A 19015-nucleotide genomic window follows, 5' to 3' on the forward strand; every position below is an offset into this window, starting at 1 on the left:
AATCCCCTCATGAGTGCCCTGCCCCGACCCCCACGCCACTTCTCGATGCTGCGCGGCTTTCACCTCGCGGACTTCTTCACGCTGGGCAACGCGGCCTTCGGCATGGCCTCGGTGTTCCTGGCCATGCAGTTCCTCGTGACGCGCGACACCACGCACTTTCTGCTGGCGGCGCTCATGACGCCGATCGCGTTCGTGTTCGACGTGCTCGACGGCCGCATCGCGCGCTGGCGCCAGCAGCATTCCGCCCTGGGGCGCGAGCTCGACTCGCTGGCTGACGTCATCTCGTTCGGTGTGGGACCGGCCACGCTCGGTTTCGCGGCGGGCCTCACGGGGGGTTGGGACATCGCCATGCTGGTCTACTTCGTCTGCTGCGGCGTGAGCCGGCTGGCCCGCTTCAACGTGACCGCCGAGGCGCTGGCCGAAGGCGACGAGGGTGGCAAGGTCAAGTTCTTCGAAGGCACGCCGATTCCCACCAGCGTAGTCTTGACGGGCGTGCTGGCCTTCGCAGCCTGGCAGGGCCGCATCGGCGAGGCGCTTTACGGCGGCGCCTGGGTGTTGGGCCCATGGGAGCTGCATCCCATGGCCTTGTTGTTCGCGCTGTCGGGCACGCTGATGGTCAGCAAGACCTTGCGCATCCCCAAATGGTGAGCTGCGCAGAGACTCGGCTGCGCTCAGGAGCGCCGGGCCGCGCCGGGTGGCACCAGGCCACGGCGCTCGATGGGCGTTGAGAACACGATGGACGTGCGCGTCTCACCGTAGCCGTTGATGGTGCCGATGAAGCGCTCCAGGTCGGCCAGGCCGGTGGCCACGACCGTCATCAGGTAGGAGTCCGCGCCGGCGACGTGGTGGCATTCGATCACCTCGGGCGCACGGCCCAGCCGCTCCAGCAGCGCCTTCTTGCCGGGCTGGGCGGTGGTGATGCCCACGATCGCCTTGACCGGGTAGCCCACCTTCGCCGCATCCACCTCGGCCACGAAGCGCTGGGCGATGCCCGCGTCCTGCAAGCGCTTGAGGCGCTCCGCCGTGGCGGCCACCGAGAGCCCCGCGGCCTCGGCCAGCGCCTTCAGCGGCGCGCGCGCGTCGGCCTGCAATGCACGCAACAGGCGCCAGGCCACTTCATCCAATGCCGTCTTGTCGATCGATGCCATTTCGGGATTTCACCAGAAGAATGCATTGCCAAACCGTGGCGCGGCCAGAAGAAAGCACTGTGCGGGCGCGGGCCTGCGCTGGATGATTGCCGGACCGACCCGACCCCAGCGCACCTGCCCCATGCTCGACATCCAGAACTACACCAGCTTTGTCACTGCCATCCTCGTGTTCCAGGCGGTGCCTGGCGCGGGCACCATCGCCATCCTCGACGCCACGGCGCGCCAGGGGCGTGCTGCGGGCATGGCCGCGGTCCTCGGCACGCTGCTGGGCGACCTGGTCTTCATGGTGGGCGCGGCCTTGGGCCTGGCAGCCCTCATGCAGGCGCAGCCAGCCGTGTTCCAGGGCTTGCAGTGGTTCGGCGCGGCCTACCTGTGCTGGCTGGGCGTGCAGCTCCTGCGCAGCCCGGCCGGTGGCGCGCAGGCCCGGCCCGCACCCGCGCAACCCGTGGCAGCCCATTTCCGCAAGGCGCTGCTGGTCAGCCTGACCAACCCCAAGGTGCTGCTGTTCTTCGTCGCGTTCTTTCCGCTGTTCATCCAACCGGGGGCATCCGCGGCGACGCTGCCCGTGATGATGTTGCACGTCACCGTGCTCAGCCTGGCCTACCAGGCGGCGCTGGTGCTGGTGGGCAACCTGCTCGCCGTGCGCCTGGCTGCCTTTGCCGGTGCCAGAAGGACCGCGACCCGACTCGCGGGCGTGGCGCTGATCGCGTTGGGCGCCAGGCTCGCCGGGGGCGTTCGCTGAGCCGTCGATCCGCGGCCGGCAAAAGCTGGCCGGGCCATCACGCGAACGCCCATACCAGCAGCCCGTCCTCACCCACGGCGGTGCGCCCGGCGCGGCCGACGGGGCTGCGGTCGGCATCGGTCAGCAGCGCCAGTGCGGCAGCGTCGTCTGCCGGCACGCGTGCCATCAGGCGCGCGCCGGCCGGTGTGCGCGCGATCACCACGCCGTGCGTGGGCTGGCCGTCGCGGCCATAGATCACCGTGAAGGTTTCCAGCTGCGCCGCGCCGGCATGGTCCAGCACCAGCGCTGGCACCGGGCCACGCCGCGCGTCGGCCCGGGCCTGCACGCTGTAGTCCTCGGCCAGCGCGCCGGGCGGTGCGGGGTCGGCGCCCAGCACCAGCGCATGGTGCTTGGTCACGTATTCGCCCTGGCCGTACAGCAGTGCGGCCTTGCCGGGCGCGGCCCGCAGCGCGCGCACCAGGCCGCAGGCCGCATGGGTCATGTAGTTGTTGAGCGGCGCGCCGAAGAAGCTCAGGCCGCCCGTGGATGTCATGCGCGCATCGCCGGCCAGGCCCAATGTGCGCCGCGCCATCTTGGGCACGACCGGAAAGCAGCTGTACAGCTCCAGCATGTCGAAGGCCGCGGCGTCGCCACCGGCCTGCGCCAGCACGGTCTCCATGACCAGGTCTTGCGCGTGCGAGCCGACATAGTGGTCGCGCTGCAGGTAGTCGCGCGGCTCGCGTGCGGCCGCGCCGCCCCAGATGTGGACCCAGCGCGCCGGCGGGATGCCGAGCGCCCGCGCCCGGCCCACGCTCGTCAGGATCACGCCCGCGCCCATGTTGACGACCGGGTTGGCCACCATGTGCTTGGTGTAGGGCCAGGCGATCAGCCGGTTGGTGGGGCTGGGCGTGGCCACTTCTTCGGGCGTGAAGCGCCGGTGCAGCCAGGCGTACGGGTTGTCGGCAGCCACCTCGGAGTAACGCGCCCACAGCCGGGCGGACTCTGCGTGCGCCTCGCGTGGCGTGAGTCCCCAGTGCGCGAGCGTGGCGTTCTCGTAGAACGGGTAGATCGTGGTGGGCATGAAGGCGCCCAGCTGCACCGCCACGGGATGGCACAGCACGGTGCCGCGCACGAGCTTGACGCTGTCGTCGCGCGGCGTCCAGGGCAGGGCCAGGCCCGCCTTGGCCGCGGCGTCCACGGTGTAACGCGCCTCGGCGCCGACGATGGCCGCCACCTCGCTCTCGCCGCGCGCGATGCGCAGTGCGGCCTCGTGGATGAAGCGCACGGGCGACTCGCCGCCGGTCTCGCCGTAGACCAGGTGGGCCGGGCGGCAGCCCAGCCGCGCGGCCAGCAGGCCGGGCGCGTCGCTGTAGGGCCAGGAGTACTCGCAGACGACGTCGAGCGCGTCCAGCCCCGCCAGCAGCGGCGCGCCGGCGTCCTGCTCGGCTGCGCGCAGCGATTGCTCCATGAGGGCCAGCGGCTCCAGGCCGGGCGGCTCCTTGCTGCGGTGGACGGCCTCGCCGATGCCGACCAGGATGGGGGTACGGTCGCCGGGCACCACCGTCATGCAGCGTCCTCGGCCAGGTCGGCAAGATCGGCGACACGGCGCAGGTGCCAGGACACGGGGCCGAACAGGCCCTCGATCAGCGTGGCACGCCGCATGTAGTGGCCCACGGCCAGCTCTTCGGTCATGCCCATGCCGCCGTGCAGCTGCACCGCCCCCTGGCCCACGGCCTTGCAGGCCTTGGACGCGGCCACCTTGGCGGAGGACACGGCGCGCGCGCGCTCGGCCGGCGTGACACCGCCGGCCGCCAGCCGTTCGCCGACCTGGTGCGTGAGCGCGATGGCCTGCTCGAGCGCCATGTGCATGTCGGCCAGCCGGTGCTGCACCACCTGGAAGCTGGAGAGCGTGGCACCGAACTGCTTGCGCTGGCGCACGTAGTCCAGCGTGTCGCGCAGCAGCCGGCGCAGCACGCCCAGCGATTCGGCGCAGACGGCAAGCGTGGCCTCGTCCAGCGCCTGTTCGATCTGCGGCAGCGCCGCCCCGGCTTCGCCCAGCAGCGCCGAGGGCGGCAGGCGCACATCGTCGAAAGCCAGTTCGGCCGCACGGTCGCCATCGCGCAGCGGGTAGGCGCGCAGGGCGAGGCCCGGCGTATCGCGCGGCACCAGCAGCAGCGACAGGCCCTGCGCCGCGTCCGGCGCGCCTTCGCTGCGCGCGCTCACGATGAAGTGGCTGGCCCAGGGCGCAGCGTGGACGACGGCCTTGCGACCGTCCAGGCGCCAGCCTTCACCGGCGCGCGCGAGCCGCGTCTGTACCCAGCTGCGGCTGTGGCGGCCCTCTGGCTCGCCGTGCGCGAACGCCAGCACGGCGCGGCCCCCGACCACCTGCTCCAGCAGCGCGTCGGCGGCGGCGCCGGGGCGGCGCTGCAGCAGGCCGGCGCCGAGCACCATGGTCGAAAGGTAGGGCTGGGCCGCGAGCGAAGCGCCCAGCGTTTCCATGATGGCCAGGTGCGCGGCCAGGCCCAGGCCGAGCCCGCCCTGGTCTTCCGGCAGCGCGGCGCGCAGCAGGTCGAGTTCTCGCGCAAGGCCGGGCCAGAACGGCGGCGGCGCGGTGTCGGCCGCGCGCAGCGCGGCCAGGCGCGCTTCGAAGCCGTGGCGGTCCTCCAGGTAGCGGGCCAGGCTGTCCTGCAGCATGGCCAGGGTGTCTTCGTGTGCCATATCAATTCGCCAGGAGATGGGCTGCGATCAGGTTGCGCTGGACTTCGTTGGTGCCGGCGTAGATGGTCGCGGCACGGTCGTTGAGGTAGGCCGACATCGCGTAGACGGCGTCCTCGGGAAGTGGCAGCGGGCCGTCCAGGCGGTCGTCCAGCGGCAGGCCCACGGCGGCGTACTGGCCGGCGATCTCCACGGCCAGCTCGTCCAGGCGCTGGCGCAGTTCGGTGCCCAGGGTCTTGCCCATGGACGGCCGGATGCCACGCGGCTCGCCGCGCACCTGCGCGCGCAGGGCCGCCATGTCCATGGCCTCCATCGCGTCGACCGCGCATTCCAGGTCGGCCAGCTTGAGCGCCAGGTCGCCGGCTTCGGCGCCCCGCAGGTTCGCCTGCGCCAAGGCGCGGCGCTGGCGCCGCAGGCGCGCGCGCAGCTGCGGCGCATAGCTGCCCCCGCGCTCGTGCTGCAGCAGGTACTTGGCGATGGTCCAGCCCTGGTTCTCCTCGCCGATGCGGCCGGCCACAGGCACGCGCACGTTGTCGAAGAACACCTGGTTCAGTTCGTGGTCGCCCGAGATGCTGATGATGGGCCGCACCGTGATGCCGGGCGTGTCCATGTCGAAGCACAGGAAGCTGATGCCGGCCTGCGGCTTGCCGCCGGTGGCCGTGCGCACGAGGCAGAACATGCGGTCGGCGTACTGCGCGTGCGTGGTCCAGATCTTGGTGCCGTTGATCACGTAGTCGTCGCCCTCGCGCACGGCACGGCACTGCAGCGCGGCCAGGTCCGAGCCGGCGCCGGGCTCCGAGTAGCCCTGGCACCAGTAATCGTCGCCGTTGCGGATGGCGGGCAGCCAGCGCTGCTGCTGCTCGGGGGTGCCGAACGCGATGATGACGGGCGCCACCATGCCTGGCCCCATGGGTGCACGCGGCGGCGCGTCGGCCGCGGCCAGTTCGCTGGCGAAGATGTGGTGCTGCACCGGCGTCCAGCCGGTGCCGCCATGCTCGACGGGCCAGTGCGGCACGCTCCAGCCGCGCCGGGCGAGGATGCGGTGCCAGCGGTTGCCGTCGTGGTATTCGGTGAAGATGCCGCTGCAGCGCCTGCCGGCCTGCCGCAGCTCGGGTGTCAGCTCGCGCGCGAGGAAGTCGCGCACCTCGTCGCGAAAACGCAGTTCTTCGTCGTTCAGTGCCCCGGACACGGTAAATCTCCCTTCGGTTGCAAGGCCCGCACTGTGCGCGCGCGTGGCCACAGGCGAATCGTCGGAACGGACGACGGCGTCACCCGGGGGACATCTGATCCGGTCCGGCCCGGGCGAACTGATGCTGTCTTGCGCCTTCGGCTTGGTGCATCATCGACCGCCGTGAACTCCAGACCCGCCACGCGCGCCTTGCGCCCAGCCCTGCTCCTCGCCTTCACGCTGCTGGCCACTGCGGCCGAGGCCGCGCCGCCCACCGTGCAGGACACCATGGCCCAGCGCATGGTGGCCTGCGCGGTCTGCCACGGCCCCGCCGGCCGCGCCGGGCCCGACGGCTACTACCCGCGCATCGCCGGCAAGCCGGCCGGCTACCTCTACCACCAGCTGCTCAATTTCCGCGACGGCCGGCGCCACTACGGCCTCATGACGCAGATGGTGGACCGGCTCAGCGACGACTACCTGCGCGAGATCGCTGGCTACTTCGCGGCGCTGGAGCTGCCCTACCCCGCGCCCGCTCCCGCCACAGCCCCGCCCGCGCTGATCGAACGTGGCCGCCAGCTCGTGCAGCACGGCGATGCCGCGCGCGGCCTGCCGGCCTGCGTGCAGTGCCATGGCGCGGCCATGACCGGCGTGGCGCCCAACGTGCCGGGCCTGCTGGGCCTGCCGCGCGACTACCTCAACGGCCAGCTCGGCGCCTGGAAGACGGGCCAGCGCCGCGCGCATGCGCCCGACTGCATGGCCCACGTGGCGCAACGCCTGCCCGATGCCGACGTGGCCGCCGTCTCCGGCTGGCTCGCGGCCCAGCCCGTGCCGGCCGAGGCCAAGGCCGTGGCCCAGCCGCCCGCCGGCAACACCCTTGCCTGCGGCAGCGCGCCGGAACTCGGGGGTGCACGATGAAGCGCCTGTCGCAGCTGCTCGCCGCGCTGGCGCTGCTGTTGGCCGCCGCCAGCGCGCTGGTCTGGTGGCTCAACGTGCGCGGCGAGCCGGACCTCTCCATCGCCGAGCCTGCGGTGCCGGCCACGCCCGAGCTGATCGCACGCGGCGCCTACCTCGCCAAGGCCGGCAACTGCGCGGCCTGCCACACGGCGCGCGGCGGCGAGCCGTTCGCGGGCGGCACGCCCATCCCCACGCCCTTCGGCACGGTCTACGGCAGCAACCTCACGCCGGACCCCACCCACGGCCTGGGCCAGTGGAGCGCCGCCGCCTTCTGGCGCGCCATGCACCATGGCCGCTCGCGCGACGGGCGCCTGCTGGTGCCGGCCTTCCCGTACACGAGCTTCACCGAGGTCACGCGCGCCGACGCGGACGCGCTGTTCGCCTTCCTGCGCAGCCAGCCGGCCGTGGCGCAGCCCAACATCGCCCACGAGCTGCGCTTCCCCTACAACCAGCAGGCCGCGCTGGCGGTCTGGCGTGCGCTGTACTTCCGGCCGGGCGTTTACCAGCCCGAGCCCGCGCAGACGGCCGAATGGAACCGCGGCGCCTACCTCGTGCGCGGCCTGGGCCATTGCGCGGCCTGCCACACGACGCGCAACGCCTGGGGCGCCAGCGACGAGCGGCTGCCGCTGTCGGGCGGCCTGATCCCGATGCAGAACTGGTATGCGCCCGCGCTGACCGCCGCGAGCGAGGCCAGCGTGGCCGACTGGCCCGTGGACGAGGTCGTGGCGCTGCTGCAGAACGGCGTGGCGCCACGCGGCTGGGCCGCCGGCCCCATGGCCGAGGTGGTGCTGCGCAGCACCCAGCATCTGACGACCGAGGATCTCACGGCCATGGCGGTCTACCTGCAGGCGCTGCCGCAGCAGCCGGCCCCGCCACCGCCCGCGCGCGCGGCACCGAGCGCGGAAACCGCCACGCTGGGCCGCCAGCGCTACGAGCAGCATTGCGCCCAATGCCACGGCGAGCGCGGCGAAGGCGCGGGCCTGGCCTATCCGCCCCTGGCCGGCAACCGGGCCGTGACCATGGCCTCCACGGCCAACCTCGTGCAGGTGGTGCTGCATGGCGGCTTCACACCGGCCACGGCAGGCAACCCGCGGCCCTACGGCATGCCGCCCTTCGTCCTGAGCCTGAACGACCGCGAGATCGCGGCTGTGCTGACCTATGTGCGCGGCGCCTGGGGCAACCAGGCCGCATCCGTCAGCGAGTTCGATGTGAGCCGGCTGCGCGCTAGCACGCAGCGCTGAACCGCTTCAGTGGGCGGACGCGCCGACCGTGGTGCGCTCCACCACATGGCGCGCCATCGACTGCGCCAGCTCCTGCTCGCCCAGGAACACGCGGCCGGCCTGCTCCTCGTTGAGCAGCCGCGCCTCGGTCTCGTTGTGCGTGCGCACGGCGATCTCGATCTCTGGGTTCAGTGCGCGCGCCACGGCGATCATTTGGCGCACGTTGAGCGAATCGGGCGTGGCGATGACCAGCATGCGCGCGCGTGCGATGTGGGCCTGGATCAGCGTGGCCGGCTCGGAGGCATCGCCGAACACCGCGGCCATGCCCTCGCCGCGCAGCCGCTCCACCGTCTCGCGGTTCTGCTCGGCCACGACGAAGGGGATGTGGTGGGCCTGCATGGTGGCCGCGATGCGCCGGCCCACGCGGCCGTAGCCGACCAGCACGACCTGCTGGGCCAGGTACTTCTGCTCGGTGTGCGTGGGCAGTTCGGCCATGGGGTCGTCGCGCGCCTCCATGCGCCGGGCCACGGCCGAGCGCGCGAGGATCCAGCGCTGCATGGGCTCGGCGAAATAGAAGGCCGCCGGGTTCAGCGCGATGGAGATCAGCGCGCCGGCCAGCACCAGGCTCTGACCCTCGGGCGGCAGCAACCCCAGCGAGGCGCCCAGCCCCACCAGGATGAACGAGAACTCGCCGATCTGCGCGAGGCTGGCAGAGACCGTCAGCGCGGTGTTGAGGGGGTAGCGGAACGCCAGCACCAGCGCCGCCGCGGCGATCGACTTGCCGACCACGACGATGCCGACCACGGCGATCACCTGCAGCGGCCGCTGCACCAGCACCATGGGGTCGAACAGCATGCCGACCGACACGAAGAACAGGACGGCGAAGGCGTCGCGCAGCGGCAGCGATTCCTCGGCCGCGCGGTGGCTGAACTCGGACTCGCGCATGACCATGCCCGCGAAGAAGGCGCCCAGAGCGAAGGACACGCCGAACAGCGCGGTGGAGCCGAACGCGATGCTGACGGCCGCGGCCACCACGCACAGCGTGAACAGTTCGCGCGAGCCCGTGCGCTGCACCTGCCAGAGCAGCCAGGGGAACAGGCGGCGGCCGACGATCAGCATCAGCGCGACGAAGCCGCCGACCTGCAGCAGCGTGAGGCCCAGCGTCTTCCACAGCGCATTGGCGTCGGCCACCTGGCCACCGGCCAGCCAGCTGCCCAGCGGCGGCAGCAGCACCAGCACGAGCACCATGGCCAGGTCTTCGACGACCAGCCAACCCACCGCGATGCGGCCGTTGAACGAATCGAGCACACCGCGGCTCTCCAGCGCCCGCAGCAGCACCACCGTGCTCGCCACCGACAGGGACAGGCCGAACACCAGCGCGCCGCCCAGGTTCCAGCCCCACAGCGTGGCCAGGGCCATGCCCAGCGCCGTGGCCACGGCCATCTGCACCACGGCGCCCGGCAACGCGATCTTGCGCACGGCCAGCAGGTCGTCGAGCGAGAAGTGCAGGCCCACGCCGAACATCAGCAGCATCACGCCGATCTCGGCCAGCTGTGCGGCGATCTCGGCATCGGCCACGAAGCCGGGCGTGAACGGCCCGATCACCACGCCGGCCAGCAAGTAGCCCACCAGCGCCGGCAGCCGCACGCTGGCCGCCAGGAAGCCGAACACCAGTGCCAGGCCCAGACCGACGGCGATCGTGCTGATCAGGGAGACGCTGTGCGGCATGGGGGTGGGTCTTTCGGGGTGGGTGCGTGGCTTGGCGTTCTGCGGGCAATTTACCGTAGGCCTGCCAGGCGCCCGTCCCTGAAACGAAAAAACCCGCCGAAGCGGGTTCATCGTGGAAAGGCAGATGCGGCGCGTCAGCCCATGTGCAGGCCGCCGTTGACGGAGAAATCGGCCCCGGTGGAGTAGCCGCCTTCGTCGGACGCCAGCCACGCGATGATGGAGGCGATCTCTTCGGGCTGGCCCAGGCGCTTGACGGGGATGGTGGCGACGATCTTGTCGAGCACGTCCTGGCGGATGGCCTTGACCATGTCGGTGCCGATGTAGCCCGGGCTCACGGTGTTGACGGTCACGCCCTTGTTGGCCAGCTCCTGGGCCAGCGCCATCGTGAAGCCGTGCATGCCGGCCTTGGCAGCCGAGTAGTTGGTCTGGCCGGCCTGGCCCTTCTCGCCGTTGACGGAGGAGATGTTGACGATGCGGCCCCAGCCCTTCTCGACCATGTCGCCCACCACCTGCTTGGTGACGTTGAACATGGAGTTCAGGTTGGTCTCGATCACGGCGTCCCAGTCGTCGCGCGTCATCTTGAGGAACATGCGGTCCTTGGTGATGCCCGCGTTATTGACCAGCACGTCGATGGTTCCATGCTCGGCCTTGGACTTGGTGAAGGCTTCGACCGTGGACTCCCAATTGCCTACGTTGCCTGCCGAAGCGTAGAAGGTGTAGCCCTCGGCCGCCTGCTCGGCGATCCACTTGGCGTGGTCGCGCGTGGGGCCACAGCCAGCGATCACTTTGAAGCCTTCCTTGTGCAGGCGCCGGCAGATGGCGGTACCGATGCCGCCCATGCCGCCGGTGACGTAAGCGATCTTCTGTGTCATGTCAAAAATCTCCGTAGTAGGTTCAAACAACCTATCAAGAACTGTACCCAAGATGAAAACCGCCCCGCCCCAGGAAAACACTGAAGGTGGTATGCGTTTGTCACTTGCTTTGATGACTGTCACGCCTGTGCATGCACTGCCGCGGTGCACAAGGACAGCGGACGAGCGGCGGGTGGCCGAAGCCTTGCCACGCCGATGCGGCACACTCTCGCGCATGCAACGCTTCACCATCTCGCTGGACGATGCGCTCGCCCGTCAGTTCGATGAATTGATCGCGGCCAAGGGCTACGAGAACCGCTCGGAGGCCGTGCGCGACCTGATCCGTTCACGGCTGGGCGATGCCTCGCTCGCGGCTCCGCCCAGCGCGGCCTTCACGCCCGTGCACCCATGGTGCGTGGCCACGGTCAGCTATGTCTACGACCACCATGACCAGACGGTGGCCCGGCGCGTGCTGGACCTGCAGCACGCGCACCACGACCTCGTGGTCAGCAGCCTGCACACGCACCTGGACCATGAAGACTGCCTGGAGACGGCGGTGTTGCGCGGCCCGCTCGGCGCAGTGCAGGCCTGTGCCGAGCGGCTGGTGGCACTGCGTGGCGTGCGGCACGGCGCCATGCATCTGGTGCCGCTGGCGGCGCCGGACCATGGCCACACGCATGGCCAGGGGCTGGCGCGGCACCAGCACCTCAAGCCGCTCAGCTGATCAGCTGATCAGCGGCCGGTCCAGTTCGGCTTGCGCTTCTCCGCGAATGCGGCCGAGCCTTCGCGGGCATCGGACGAGGTGAACACCGGGGCCGCGATGGGCTTCTGGCGCTCGAACATCTCGGCCTGGCTCCAGTCAGCCGACTCGCTGACGATGCGCTTGCTCGTTGCCACGGCCAGGGGGCCGTTGGCGGCCACGCTCTCGGCCAGTTGCAGCGCGCCAGCCAACGCCTGGCCCGGCTCGGCCAGGCGGTTCACCAGGCCCAGCGCGTGGGCGCGTTCGGCATCCAGCATGTCGCCCGTCAGCGCGAACTCCATGGCCACGTGGTACGGAATGCGCCGCGGCAGGCGGATGAGTCCGCCGGCGGACGCCACGAGGCCGCGCTTGGCTTCGGGCAGGCCGAACTTGGCGGCCCGCGAGGCCACGACGAGGTCGCAGGCCAGCACCATCTCGAAGCCGCCGGCCAGCGCATAGCCTTCCACCGCGGCGATCAACACCTTGCGCGGCGGCCGCTCGGTGAGGCCGGCAAAGCCGCGACCTTCCACACTGGGCCGCTCGCCGCGCAGGAAGCCCTTGAGGTCCATGCCGGAGCAGAAGGTGCCGCCGGCGCCCGTGACGATGCCCAGCCGCAGGTCGTCACGCGCATCGAGTTCGTCGAGCGCGGCGGCCAGCGCCTCGGAGGTGGCACGGTCCATGGCGTTGCGCGCCTCGGGCCGGTGCATGGTCATCACGAGCACGTTGCCGTGTACTTCGGTTTGCAGGCTGTCTGCCATGGGGTCGTCCTTTCGAAGAGGGTCCGCGACGTCGCGATGCGCGAGTGTTGGAAGCTTTGCGCCGCCGGCCTGTTGCCTGTGCGACAGGCTCGGGGTAATCACGGGTCCGTGGCGCCGGGACGGCACGGGATCATGAAATTTCCCAAGCCTTCCACCACATCCCAATGACACCTCCGCTTCCCGGATGGCTGCCCCCATTGCCGGGCGGCGTCGCGGCCGACAAGCCGGCCTTCATCGACGGAGGCAGCGGCCACACCGTGACGCACGGAACGCTCGCGCTGCGCGCCGCGCGCGTCGCCGGCTGGCTCGCCGATCTGGGCCTCGCGCCCGGCGACGGCATCGCGATGCTGCTGGAGAACCGCGCCGAACTCGTCGAGCTGGCGCTGGGTGCCGAACGCGCAGGCCTGTACCACACGCCCATCGGAACGCAGCTGTCGCCGAGCGAGATCGACTACCTGCTGCGCGACTGCGGTGCCCGCGTGTTCGTGGCGTCGCAGAAGATGCTGGAGGGGCCGGGCGCCGGCCTGCAGCTGCCGCCCGGTCTGACGCTGGTGCTGCTGGACGGACAGCGCGCGGGCTGGTCGGGCTACGAGGAGGCACTGGCCAGCGTTCCCGCGCAGCGGCTGGCGGCCATCTGGGAGGAACTTTCGCAGCGCCCGCAGGGCCGCGATCTGCTGTACTCCTCGGGCACCACGGGCAGGCCCAAGGGCGTCAAGCGCGCGCTGGCGCCACGCCTGCCGATGGGCCAGGTGCCGCCCGACATCGACAGCTGGCGCCAGCTCTACGGCTTCGGTGCCGACACGGTCTACCTCTCGCCCGCGCCGCTGTACCACGCGGCACCGCTGCGCTACACGCTGCGCGTGATCGGCCTGGGCGGCACGGCCGTCGTCATGCCCAGGTTCGACGCGGCACAGGCGCTGGCGCTGATCGAACGCCACCGCGTGAGCCACAGCCAATGGGTGCCGACCATGTTCGGCCGCCTGCTGCGGCTGCCGGAGGAGGTGCGCGCGCGCCATGACCTGTCGTCGCTGCGCGTGGCCATCCACGCGGCCGCGCCCTGCCCCGTGGAGATCAAGCGCGCCATGCTGGACTGGTGGGGCGATGTGATCCACGAGTACTACGCCGGCTCCGAGGGCGTGGGCATCACCGTCGCGGGGCCGCAGGAATGGCGGGCGCGGCCGGGCACGGTCGGCAAGGCGCTCGGCTGCGGCGTGCACATCGTCGGCGATGACGGCGCCGAGCTGCCCGCCGGCGAGATCGGCGCGATCTACTTCTCGGGCATGGCGGGCGCCAGCTACCTCAACGACGCGGACAAGACGCGCGGCCTGTACAACGCGCAGGGCTGGGCCACCTACGGCGACATCGGCCACCTGGACGCCGACGGCTACCTGTTCCTGAGCGACCGGCGTGCCGACCTCATCCTCTCGGGCGGTGTCAACGTCTATCCCAAGGAGATCGAGGACGCGCTGGCGCCGCATCCGGATGTGGACGATGTGGGCGTGGTCGGCGTGCCCGATCCCGACTTCGGCGAAGTGCCCAAGGCCGTCGTGCGCCTGCGCCCCGGCCTCAGCGCCGACGCCGCCCGCGCCGAGGCCCTGCTCGACTACCTGCAGGGCCGGCTGGCGCGCACCAAGCTGCCGCGCTCCGTGGTGTTCGATGCCGCGTTGCCGCGCATGGACAATGGCAAGCTGCTGCGCCGCGTGCTCAAGGAGCGCTACCGCGACCAGCCCGAAGCGGGTTTCATGCTGCGGCCCCACGCGCACTGAACGCGGCGCAAGCCGCCGGCCCCCGGCTCCGCGTGCTGGCCGTGCGCAGCGGACTCGCCGACCGCGGCGAACGCCTGCCGGGCAGGTGCGGCGCCCTTTCCGGCTATGCTCGCGCCCTTTTTCGAAGGAATCAATGATGACCGAAGCCACCACCCCCAAGAAACAGACCGCCTTCAACAAGCCCCTGCGCCCCAGCGCTGCACTGGCCCGCGTCGTGGGTGCCGAGCCGCTCGCCCGCACAGAGGCCACCAAGAAGCTGTGGGACTACATCAAGGCCCACAACCTGCAAAATCCCGCAAACAAACGCAACATCCTGTGCGATGACGCGCTGAAGGCGGTGATGGGCAAGGACGAGGTGACGATGTTCGAAATGACGGGCCTCGTCGGCAAGCATCTGGCTACGACCTGAGCCCGTTCCTGCTTCGCGCGCAGATCCGGTCGCGCAGGCACCGCACCCTGCGTGGCGTGCGTGCCGCGAGAGCCGGACGACAGCGCCCCCTCTTCTCCGGCGGTGCGCCGATCGACGCCGCCAGCCAGAAGCCTTGCACGTCATGACTTGCAAGGCTTCTTGCTTTTGGCGCCAGCAAGCACCTCAGCGTCTTTTGTTGAAGCGGCGCGCGAGCCGGTCGCCCGTCCACTGCACCGTGCCCACGAGCGCGATCAGCACCACGATCACCTGCAGCATCACGGTGGTGTCGAAACGCTGGTAACCGTAGCGGATCGCCAGGTCGCCCAGCCCGCCCGCGCCCACGGCCCCGGCCATGGCCGACGAACCGATCATCGTCACCAGCGTGAGCGTGAAGCCCGCGACGATGCCGGGCAGCGCCTCGGGCACCAGCACGTGGCGCACGATGTCCCAGCGGCTGCAGCCCATGGCCTGCGCAGCCTCCACGAGGCCGCGGTCGACCTCGCGCAGGCTGACCTCGGCCACGCGCGCGAAGAACGGGATCGATGCGATGGTCAAGGGCACCACGGCCGCCCACAGGCCGATGGAGGTGCCGACCACGAAGCGCGTGAAGGGGATCAGCGCCACCAGCAAGATGATGAAGGGCGCCGAGCGCAGGACGTTCACCGTGGTGCCCAGCACGCGGTTGAGCCCCGTCTTCTCGCAGATGCCGCCCGGCGCCGTGGTGGTCAGCACCACGGCCATCGGCACGCCCACGGCGAAGGCGATTCCCGCCGACACGCCCACCATCACGATGGTCTGCCAGAAGGCGTTGATGAACATGTCAAGCAGCATGGGACTCTCCTGTGCGGCGGCCGAGGATGGCCACGCCGTCGGCACTGGCCTGCAGCGCCGCCAACAGCGCATCGGCATCGGCCAGCGCGGTGCGCGCCGAGACCACCAGCCGACCCTGTGGCCGGCCCTGGATGCGGTCGATGCCGCCGTGCAGCAGTTCCACCTTGCCGCCCAGCACCCGGGCCAGCGTGCCGAGCTCGCACTCGCGCGCCTGCGCGCCGGTCAGCCGCAGCTCCAGCAGCAGCGTCCAGCCCGGGTCGAGCCGGGCACCGGACGCCAGCGGCAGCAGGCCCTGCGCCAGCTCGGCCGGCAGCTCGTGCACCAGCGGACGCAGCAGCGCGCGCGTGGCCTCCACCTGTGGCGCGCCGAACACGCTCCACACCGCACCGAGCTCGACCACGCGGCCCTTCTCGAGCACGGCCACGCGGTCGCAGATCTCCCGGACCACGGCCATCTCGTGTGTGATCAGCACCACCGTGAGGCCCAGCCGCCGGTTGATGTCCTGCAGCAGTGCGAGGATCGACTGCGTGGTCTCGGGGTCCAGCGCCGAGGTGGCCTCGTCGCACAGCAGGATGTCGGGCTCGTGCACGAGCGCGCGCGCGATGCCCACGCGTTGCTTCTGCCCGCCCGAAAGCTTGGCCGGGTACACGTCGCGCTTGGCCGAGAGGCCCACCAGGTCGAGCAGGAAGCCGACGCGCCGTTCGATGGCCGCGGCGGGCACACCGGCCACGCGCAGCGGCAGCGCCACGTTCTCCCAGACCGTCTTGGCCGACAGCAGGTTGAAGTGCTGGAAGATCATGCCGATGCGCCGACGCAGGTGCCGCAGCGCGGGTTCGTCCAGCGTGGCGACATCCGTGCCATTGACCAGCACGCGCCCGCTGCTCGGCGCCTCCAGCCGGTTGATCACGCGCAGCAGCGTGGACTTGCCCGCGCCGCTGCGCCCGATGATGCCGAACACCTCGCCCGGGGCGATGCCGAAGTCCACGTCCTGCAACGCCTGCAAGGTGGCCGCGCCACTCCGGTAAGCCTTGCCCAGCCGCTCGAAGACCACGCGCTGGGCTGTCGGCGGCGCCACGTCGGCGGCCTGCAGACGCCGCTGTTCGGAAAGATCCGTCATCGCGTCACTTTGCCGAGGCGGTGCGTGCGTACCCCTGCTCCCAGGGAAACTCCACCAGGCCGTCGAAGGCCTGCCTGACGGCCGCCTTGACCTCCGCGCTGTTCTGGTAGATGGCGATGAACTTCTGGATGCGGGCATCGTTGGCGCGCTCCGGCTTGGCGGCCCAGACGAAGTCGTAGGCCGAGTTGTCCTTCTCGCGGTAGACCGGTTTGTTGACGTCGAGCTTGGCGATCTTCACGAAGGTGGCGTAGGTCACGGCGGCGTCCAGGTCGTCGAAGGAGCGGGCGATGGCCGGGCCGTCGATCTGCACGATCTGCAGCTTGCGCGCGTTCTCCACCACGTCGCCGATGTCCGAGGTCGACGAACCACCGTTGCGCAGCTTGATCAGCCCGGCCTCCTGCAAGGTCAGCAGCGAGCGCGCCGTGTTGATCGGGTCCTGCGCGATCGCCACCTTGGCGCCGTTGCGCAGGTCGGCCAGCGCCGTGATCTTCTTGGAGTACAGGCCGACCGTGGTGGTGTACCCCTTGCCAACCGGCACCAGCTTGTAGCCGCCAGCCTTGTTGGATTGTTCGAGGAAGGGCCGGTGCTGGAAGTGGTTGACGTCGACCTCGCCGGTGGCGACCGCCGAGTTCGGCGTGCGCCAATCGCTGAACTCGATGATCTCCACGTCCAGGCCCTGGGCCTTGGCCAGCTGGGCCGCGATCTCCAGGCCGCGCGTGGCCGGGCTGGTGGCGGTGGCCACCTTGAGCGGCTTGTCCTGGGCGACCACGGGTGCGGCCGCCAGGCCCATCAGCACGATGGCACCGACGGCGCCCAGCCAACGGCGCAGGCGGCTGGGCGGATTCGGCTGGGCTGGGGAAATCTGGGGCGCTTGGGCGAGCGGCATGGATAGGTCCTGTTCAACACATAGAGATCGGCGAATCTAGAAGAGCCCGAGCTTTTCGTTGCGAACGGATCGGCGCTTGCTTATGCGCTTTTCGGGCTTGCCATCCCGGGGATGTCGGTCGGCGCGCCGTACAAGCGCTTCGAGTGGTGCCGCACCTCGGGCGCATGCGCCGGATCGGTGGCCTGGTGCATGGCCGTGGCGGGTACCAGCATCCCTGTTCGACAAGGTCGCCATCGGTGCCGTGACGGCAGCATCGGCCTGCCGCGCAAGCCGCGGCCGGCTGGACGCGATGCCGCCGCGCATATCGACATGCGCTTTCCTTCCTTCGGATCCGGCGGATCGGCTGGCACAGTCGCCGGCCGACCGGACCGCACCCTGCACCTTCCTTCCATGCGCCTTCCTCCCACCCGCCGCCGCCTGTTGCAAGGCGGCATCGCCCTCGCCGCCTGGCCGTTCGGCAGCCAGGCTGTGTTCGCCCAGACCGATGCCACACCGCAGCGCGGCGGCACGCTGGTGATCTCGCTGGCGCCCGAGCCCCAGACCATCTCGGCCGCCTTCCTCACGACGATGCAGACCACCATGGTCGCGGGCAAGATCAGTGAGGGCTTGGTGTGGTTCGACGACAAGCTGCAGCCCCAGCCCGAGCTGGCGCAGTCCTGGGCCTTCGCGCCCGATGGCCTGTCGCTCACGCTCAACCTGCGGCGCGGCGTGAAGTGGCACGACGGGCGCGACTTCACGTCGGCAGACGTGGCGTTCTCGCTGCAGAGCGTCTGGCAGAAGTTCCACCCGGGCGGGCGGCTGGCCTATGCCTCGGTCACTGCCGTGGACACGCTCGACGCGCATACCGCGGTGCTGCGCTTCTCGCGGCCCACGCCTTACCTGCTGGCCTTCCTGAACGTGTATGGCGCGCAGGTCGTGCCCAAGCACGTGTACGAGGGCACGGACCTGCTCAAGAACCCTGCCAACAACGCCCCGATCGGCACCGGCCCGTTCCGCTTCAAGGAATGGGTGCGCGGCAGCCACATCGCGCTGGAGCGCAACCCGAACTACTGGCGCCCGAACCAGCCCTACCTGGACGGCGTGGTCTTCAGGTTCATCCCCGAGGCCGCGGCCCGCGCGGTGGCGCTGGCGGGCGACGAGGTGCAGGTGGCGCTGGCCTCCAACATCCCGGTCTCCAACCTGCCGCAGTTCGCCGACAAGAAGAAGTTCCGCATCAATACCACGGACGGCAACTACCTGGCGTCGATCCAGCTGGTGCAGGTGAACACGCGCAAGCCGCAGCTGGCCGACAAGCGCGTGCGCCAGGCGCTCATGTACGCGCTGGACCGCGATGCGCTGCTGCGCGTGGTGTTCCGCGGCTACGGCCGCGTGGCGCAGAGCCCGATTCCGTCCACCGTGCCGGCCTTCTTCAGCGCCAAGGGCCGGCAGTACCAGCACGACCCCAAGCAGGCCGAGGCTTTGCTCGACGCTGCCGGCTTCAAGCGCCAGGGCAAGGAGCCGCGCTTCAAGCTCACGCTGGACTACGGCACCGGCTCGCTGGAGGCCACGCGCACGGCCGAATTCATCAAGCAGAACCTCGCGCGCGTGGGCATCGAGGTGGAGCTGCGCGTGTCCGACGCCGGCGTGTACCTGAAGCGCGTGTTCGGTGATGCCGACTTCGACCTGTTCCTGACCAGCTTGCACAACCTGCCCGATCCCACGCTGGGCGTGCAGCGCTGGTACTGGAGCAAGAACATCGTGAAGGGCGTGCCCTGGAGCAATGGCTCGGGCTACGCCAATCCCGAGCTCGACCAGCTCATGGAGGCCGCCGCCGTCGAGGGCGATCCGGCCAGGCGCCGTGCGCTGATCGACCAATGGCAGGCCTTCGTGCAGGAAGAGGTGCCGATCCTCGACCTGGTCGAGATCGACTGGATCACCGTCTCGAGCACCCGCGTGCACAAGACCACCGCCCAGGGCGACGGCCTCTACGCCTCCCTCGCCGACGCCTGGCTCTCCCCGAAATGA

The 19015-nt window shown here is 70.6% G+C and carries 18 protein-coding genes; 8 read left to right on the forward strand and 10 right to left on the reverse strand.

What is annotated here, in order from left to right:
• The first annotated feature begins 9 nt into the window (after positions 1-9).
• On the forward strand, positions 10-648 hold the full coding sequence (locus tag DES41_RS06830) for a CDP-alcohol phosphatidyltransferase family protein (RefSeq protein WP_114466909.1): 639 nt from the start codon (positions 10-12) through the stop codon (positions 646-648).
• Positions 649-671: 23 nt separating this feature from the next.
• On the opposite strand, the gene DES41_RS06835 is transcribed toward DES41_RS06830, so the two are convergent.
• Complete coding sequence (locus tag DES41_RS06835; RefSeq protein ID WP_114466910.1) at positions 672-1148, reverse strand: Lrp/AsnC family transcriptional regulator; 477 nt, start codon at positions 1146-1148, stop codon at positions 672-674.
• Between the two features lie 121 nt (positions 1149-1269).
• Between DES41_RS06835 and DES41_RS06840 the strand changes: the two genes are divergently transcribed.
• Positions 1270-1890, forward strand: coding sequence for a LysE family transporter (locus tag DES41_RS06840; protein WP_114466911.1), 621 nt, complete (start codon positions 1270-1272; stop codon positions 1888-1890).
• A 37-nt stretch (positions 1891-1927) separates the two neighbouring features.
• Here DES41_RS06840 and DES41_RS06845 read toward each other — a convergent pair whose 3' ends face one another.
• The 3 genes from DES41_RS06845 to DES41_RS06855 are packed head-to-tail and all read right to left on the reverse strand — an operon-like array spanning position 1928 to position 5773.
• Positions 1928-3436 carry an acetyl-CoA acetyltransferase gene (locus tag DES41_RS06845; protein WP_114466912.1) on the reverse strand — a complete coding sequence of 503 codons (1509 nt, stop codon included), beginning with the start codon at positions 3434-3436 and terminating at the stop codon, positions 1928-1930.
• The gene (locus DES41_RS06850; RefSeq protein ID WP_114466913.1) at positions 3433-4587 is read right to left on the reverse strand and encodes an acyl-CoA dehydrogenase family protein; all 1155 of its coding nucleotides are present in this window, start codon (positions 4585-4587) and stop codon (positions 3433-3435) included. Before DES41_RS06850 ends, DES41_RS06845 begins: the two co-directional genes overlap by 4 nt.
• Position 4588: 1 nt before the next feature.
• Positions 4589-5773, reverse strand: a complete 1185-nt coding sequence (locus DES41_RS06855) for an acyl-CoA dehydrogenase family protein (RefSeq protein WP_114466914.1) — start codon at positions 5771-5773, stop codon at positions 4589-4591.
• 162 nt (positions 5774-5935) lie between these two features.
• On the opposite strand from DES41_RS06855, the gene DES41_RS06860 reads away from it, so the two are divergent.
• On the forward strand, positions 5936-6667 hold the full coding sequence (locus DES41_RS06860) for a c-type cytochrome (protein ID WP_425466342.1): 732 nt from the start codon (positions 5936-5938) through the stop codon (positions 6665-6667).
• Positions 6664-7947 carry a cytochrome c gene (locus DES41_RS06865; RefSeq protein ID WP_114466915.1) on the forward strand — a complete coding sequence of 428 codons (1284 nt, stop codon included), beginning with the start codon at positions 6664-6666 and terminating at the stop codon, positions 7945-7947. The genes DES41_RS06860 and DES41_RS06865 overlap by 4 nt, the downstream gene beginning before the upstream one ends.
• Before the next feature lie 6 nt (positions 7948-7953).
• Here the strand turns inward: DES41_RS06865 and DES41_RS06870 are convergent, their stop codons facing one another.
• Positions 7954-9654 carry a cation:proton antiporter domain-containing protein gene (locus DES41_RS06870; RefSeq protein ID WP_114466916.1) on the reverse strand — a complete coding sequence of 567 codons (1701 nt, stop codon included), beginning with the start codon at positions 9652-9654 and terminating at the stop codon, positions 7954-7956.
• Between the two features lie 134 nt (positions 9655-9788).
• Complete coding sequence (gene phbB, locus DES41_RS06875) at positions 9789-10526, reverse strand: acetoacetyl-CoA reductase (protein ID WP_114466917.1); 738 nt, start codon at positions 10524-10526, stop codon at positions 9789-9791.
• A 214-nt stretch (positions 10527-10740) separates the two neighbouring features.
• On the opposite strand from phbB, the gene nikR reads away from it, so the two are divergent.
• Positions 10741-11229, forward strand: coding sequence for a nickel-responsive transcriptional regulator NikR (nikR, locus tag DES41_RS06880; protein WP_114466918.1), 489 nt, complete (start codon positions 10741-10743; stop codon positions 11227-11229).
• An 8-nt stretch (positions 11230-11237) separates the two neighbouring features.
• On the opposite strand, the gene DES41_RS06885 is transcribed toward nikR, so the two are convergent.
• A complete protein-coding gene (locus tag DES41_RS06885) occupies positions 11238-12002 on the reverse strand; it encodes a crotonase/enoyl-CoA hydratase family protein (RefSeq protein ID WP_114466919.1) in 765 nt (254 codons plus the stop codon).
• A gap of 164 nt (positions 12003-12166) precedes the next feature.
• Here DES41_RS06885 and DES41_RS06890 point away from each other — a divergent pair, with 164 nt between their 5' ends.
• On the forward strand, positions 12167-13768 hold the full coding sequence (locus DES41_RS06890) for an AMP-binding protein (protein WP_114466920.1): 1602 nt from the start codon (positions 12167-12169) through the stop codon (positions 13766-13768).
• A 136-nt stretch (positions 13769-13904) separates the two neighbouring features.
• The gene (locus tag DES41_RS06895; protein WP_245965605.1) at positions 13905-14177 is read left to right on the forward strand and encodes an SWIB/MDM2 domain-containing protein; all 273 of its coding nucleotides are present in this window, start codon (positions 13905-13907) and stop codon (positions 14175-14177) included.
• A 183-nt stretch (positions 14178-14360) separates the two neighbouring features.
• Here DES41_RS06895 and DES41_RS06900 read toward each other — a convergent pair whose 3' ends face one another.
• From DES41_RS06900 to DES41_RS06910, 3 genes are read right to left on the reverse strand one after another with little or no spacing between them, the layout of a single operon-like run.
• A complete protein-coding gene (locus tag DES41_RS06900; protein WP_114466922.1) occupies positions 14361-15008 on the reverse strand; it encodes a methionine ABC transporter permease in 648 nt (215 codons plus the stop codon).
• Positions 14998-16125 carry a methionine ABC transporter ATP-binding protein gene (locus tag DES41_RS06905; protein WP_114466923.1) on the reverse strand — a complete coding sequence of 376 codons (1128 nt, stop codon included), beginning with the start codon at positions 16123-16125 and terminating at the stop codon, positions 14998-15000. The genes DES41_RS06900 and DES41_RS06905 overlap by 11 nt, the downstream gene beginning before the upstream one ends.
• 4 nt (positions 16126-16129) lie before the next feature.
• Entirely contained in the window at positions 16130-17011 is an 882-nt protein-coding gene (locus tag DES41_RS06910; RefSeq protein ID WP_114466924.1) for a MetQ/NlpA family ABC transporter substrate-binding protein, read from the reverse strand.
• A 390-nt stretch (positions 17012-17401) separates the two neighbouring features.
• Between DES41_RS06910 and DES41_RS06915 the strand changes: the two genes are divergently transcribed.
• Positions 17402-19015 (forward strand): ABC transporter substrate-binding protein, encoded by a 1614-nt coding sequence (locus DES41_RS06915; protein WP_170168114.1) that lies wholly within the window; start codon positions 17402-17404, stop codon positions 19013-19015.

This window comes from Pseudorhodoferax soli (genome assembly GCF_003337555.1).
GTDB lineage: Bacteria > Pseudomonadota > Gammaproteobacteria > Burkholderiales > Burkholderiaceae_C > Pseudorhodoferax > Pseudorhodoferax soli.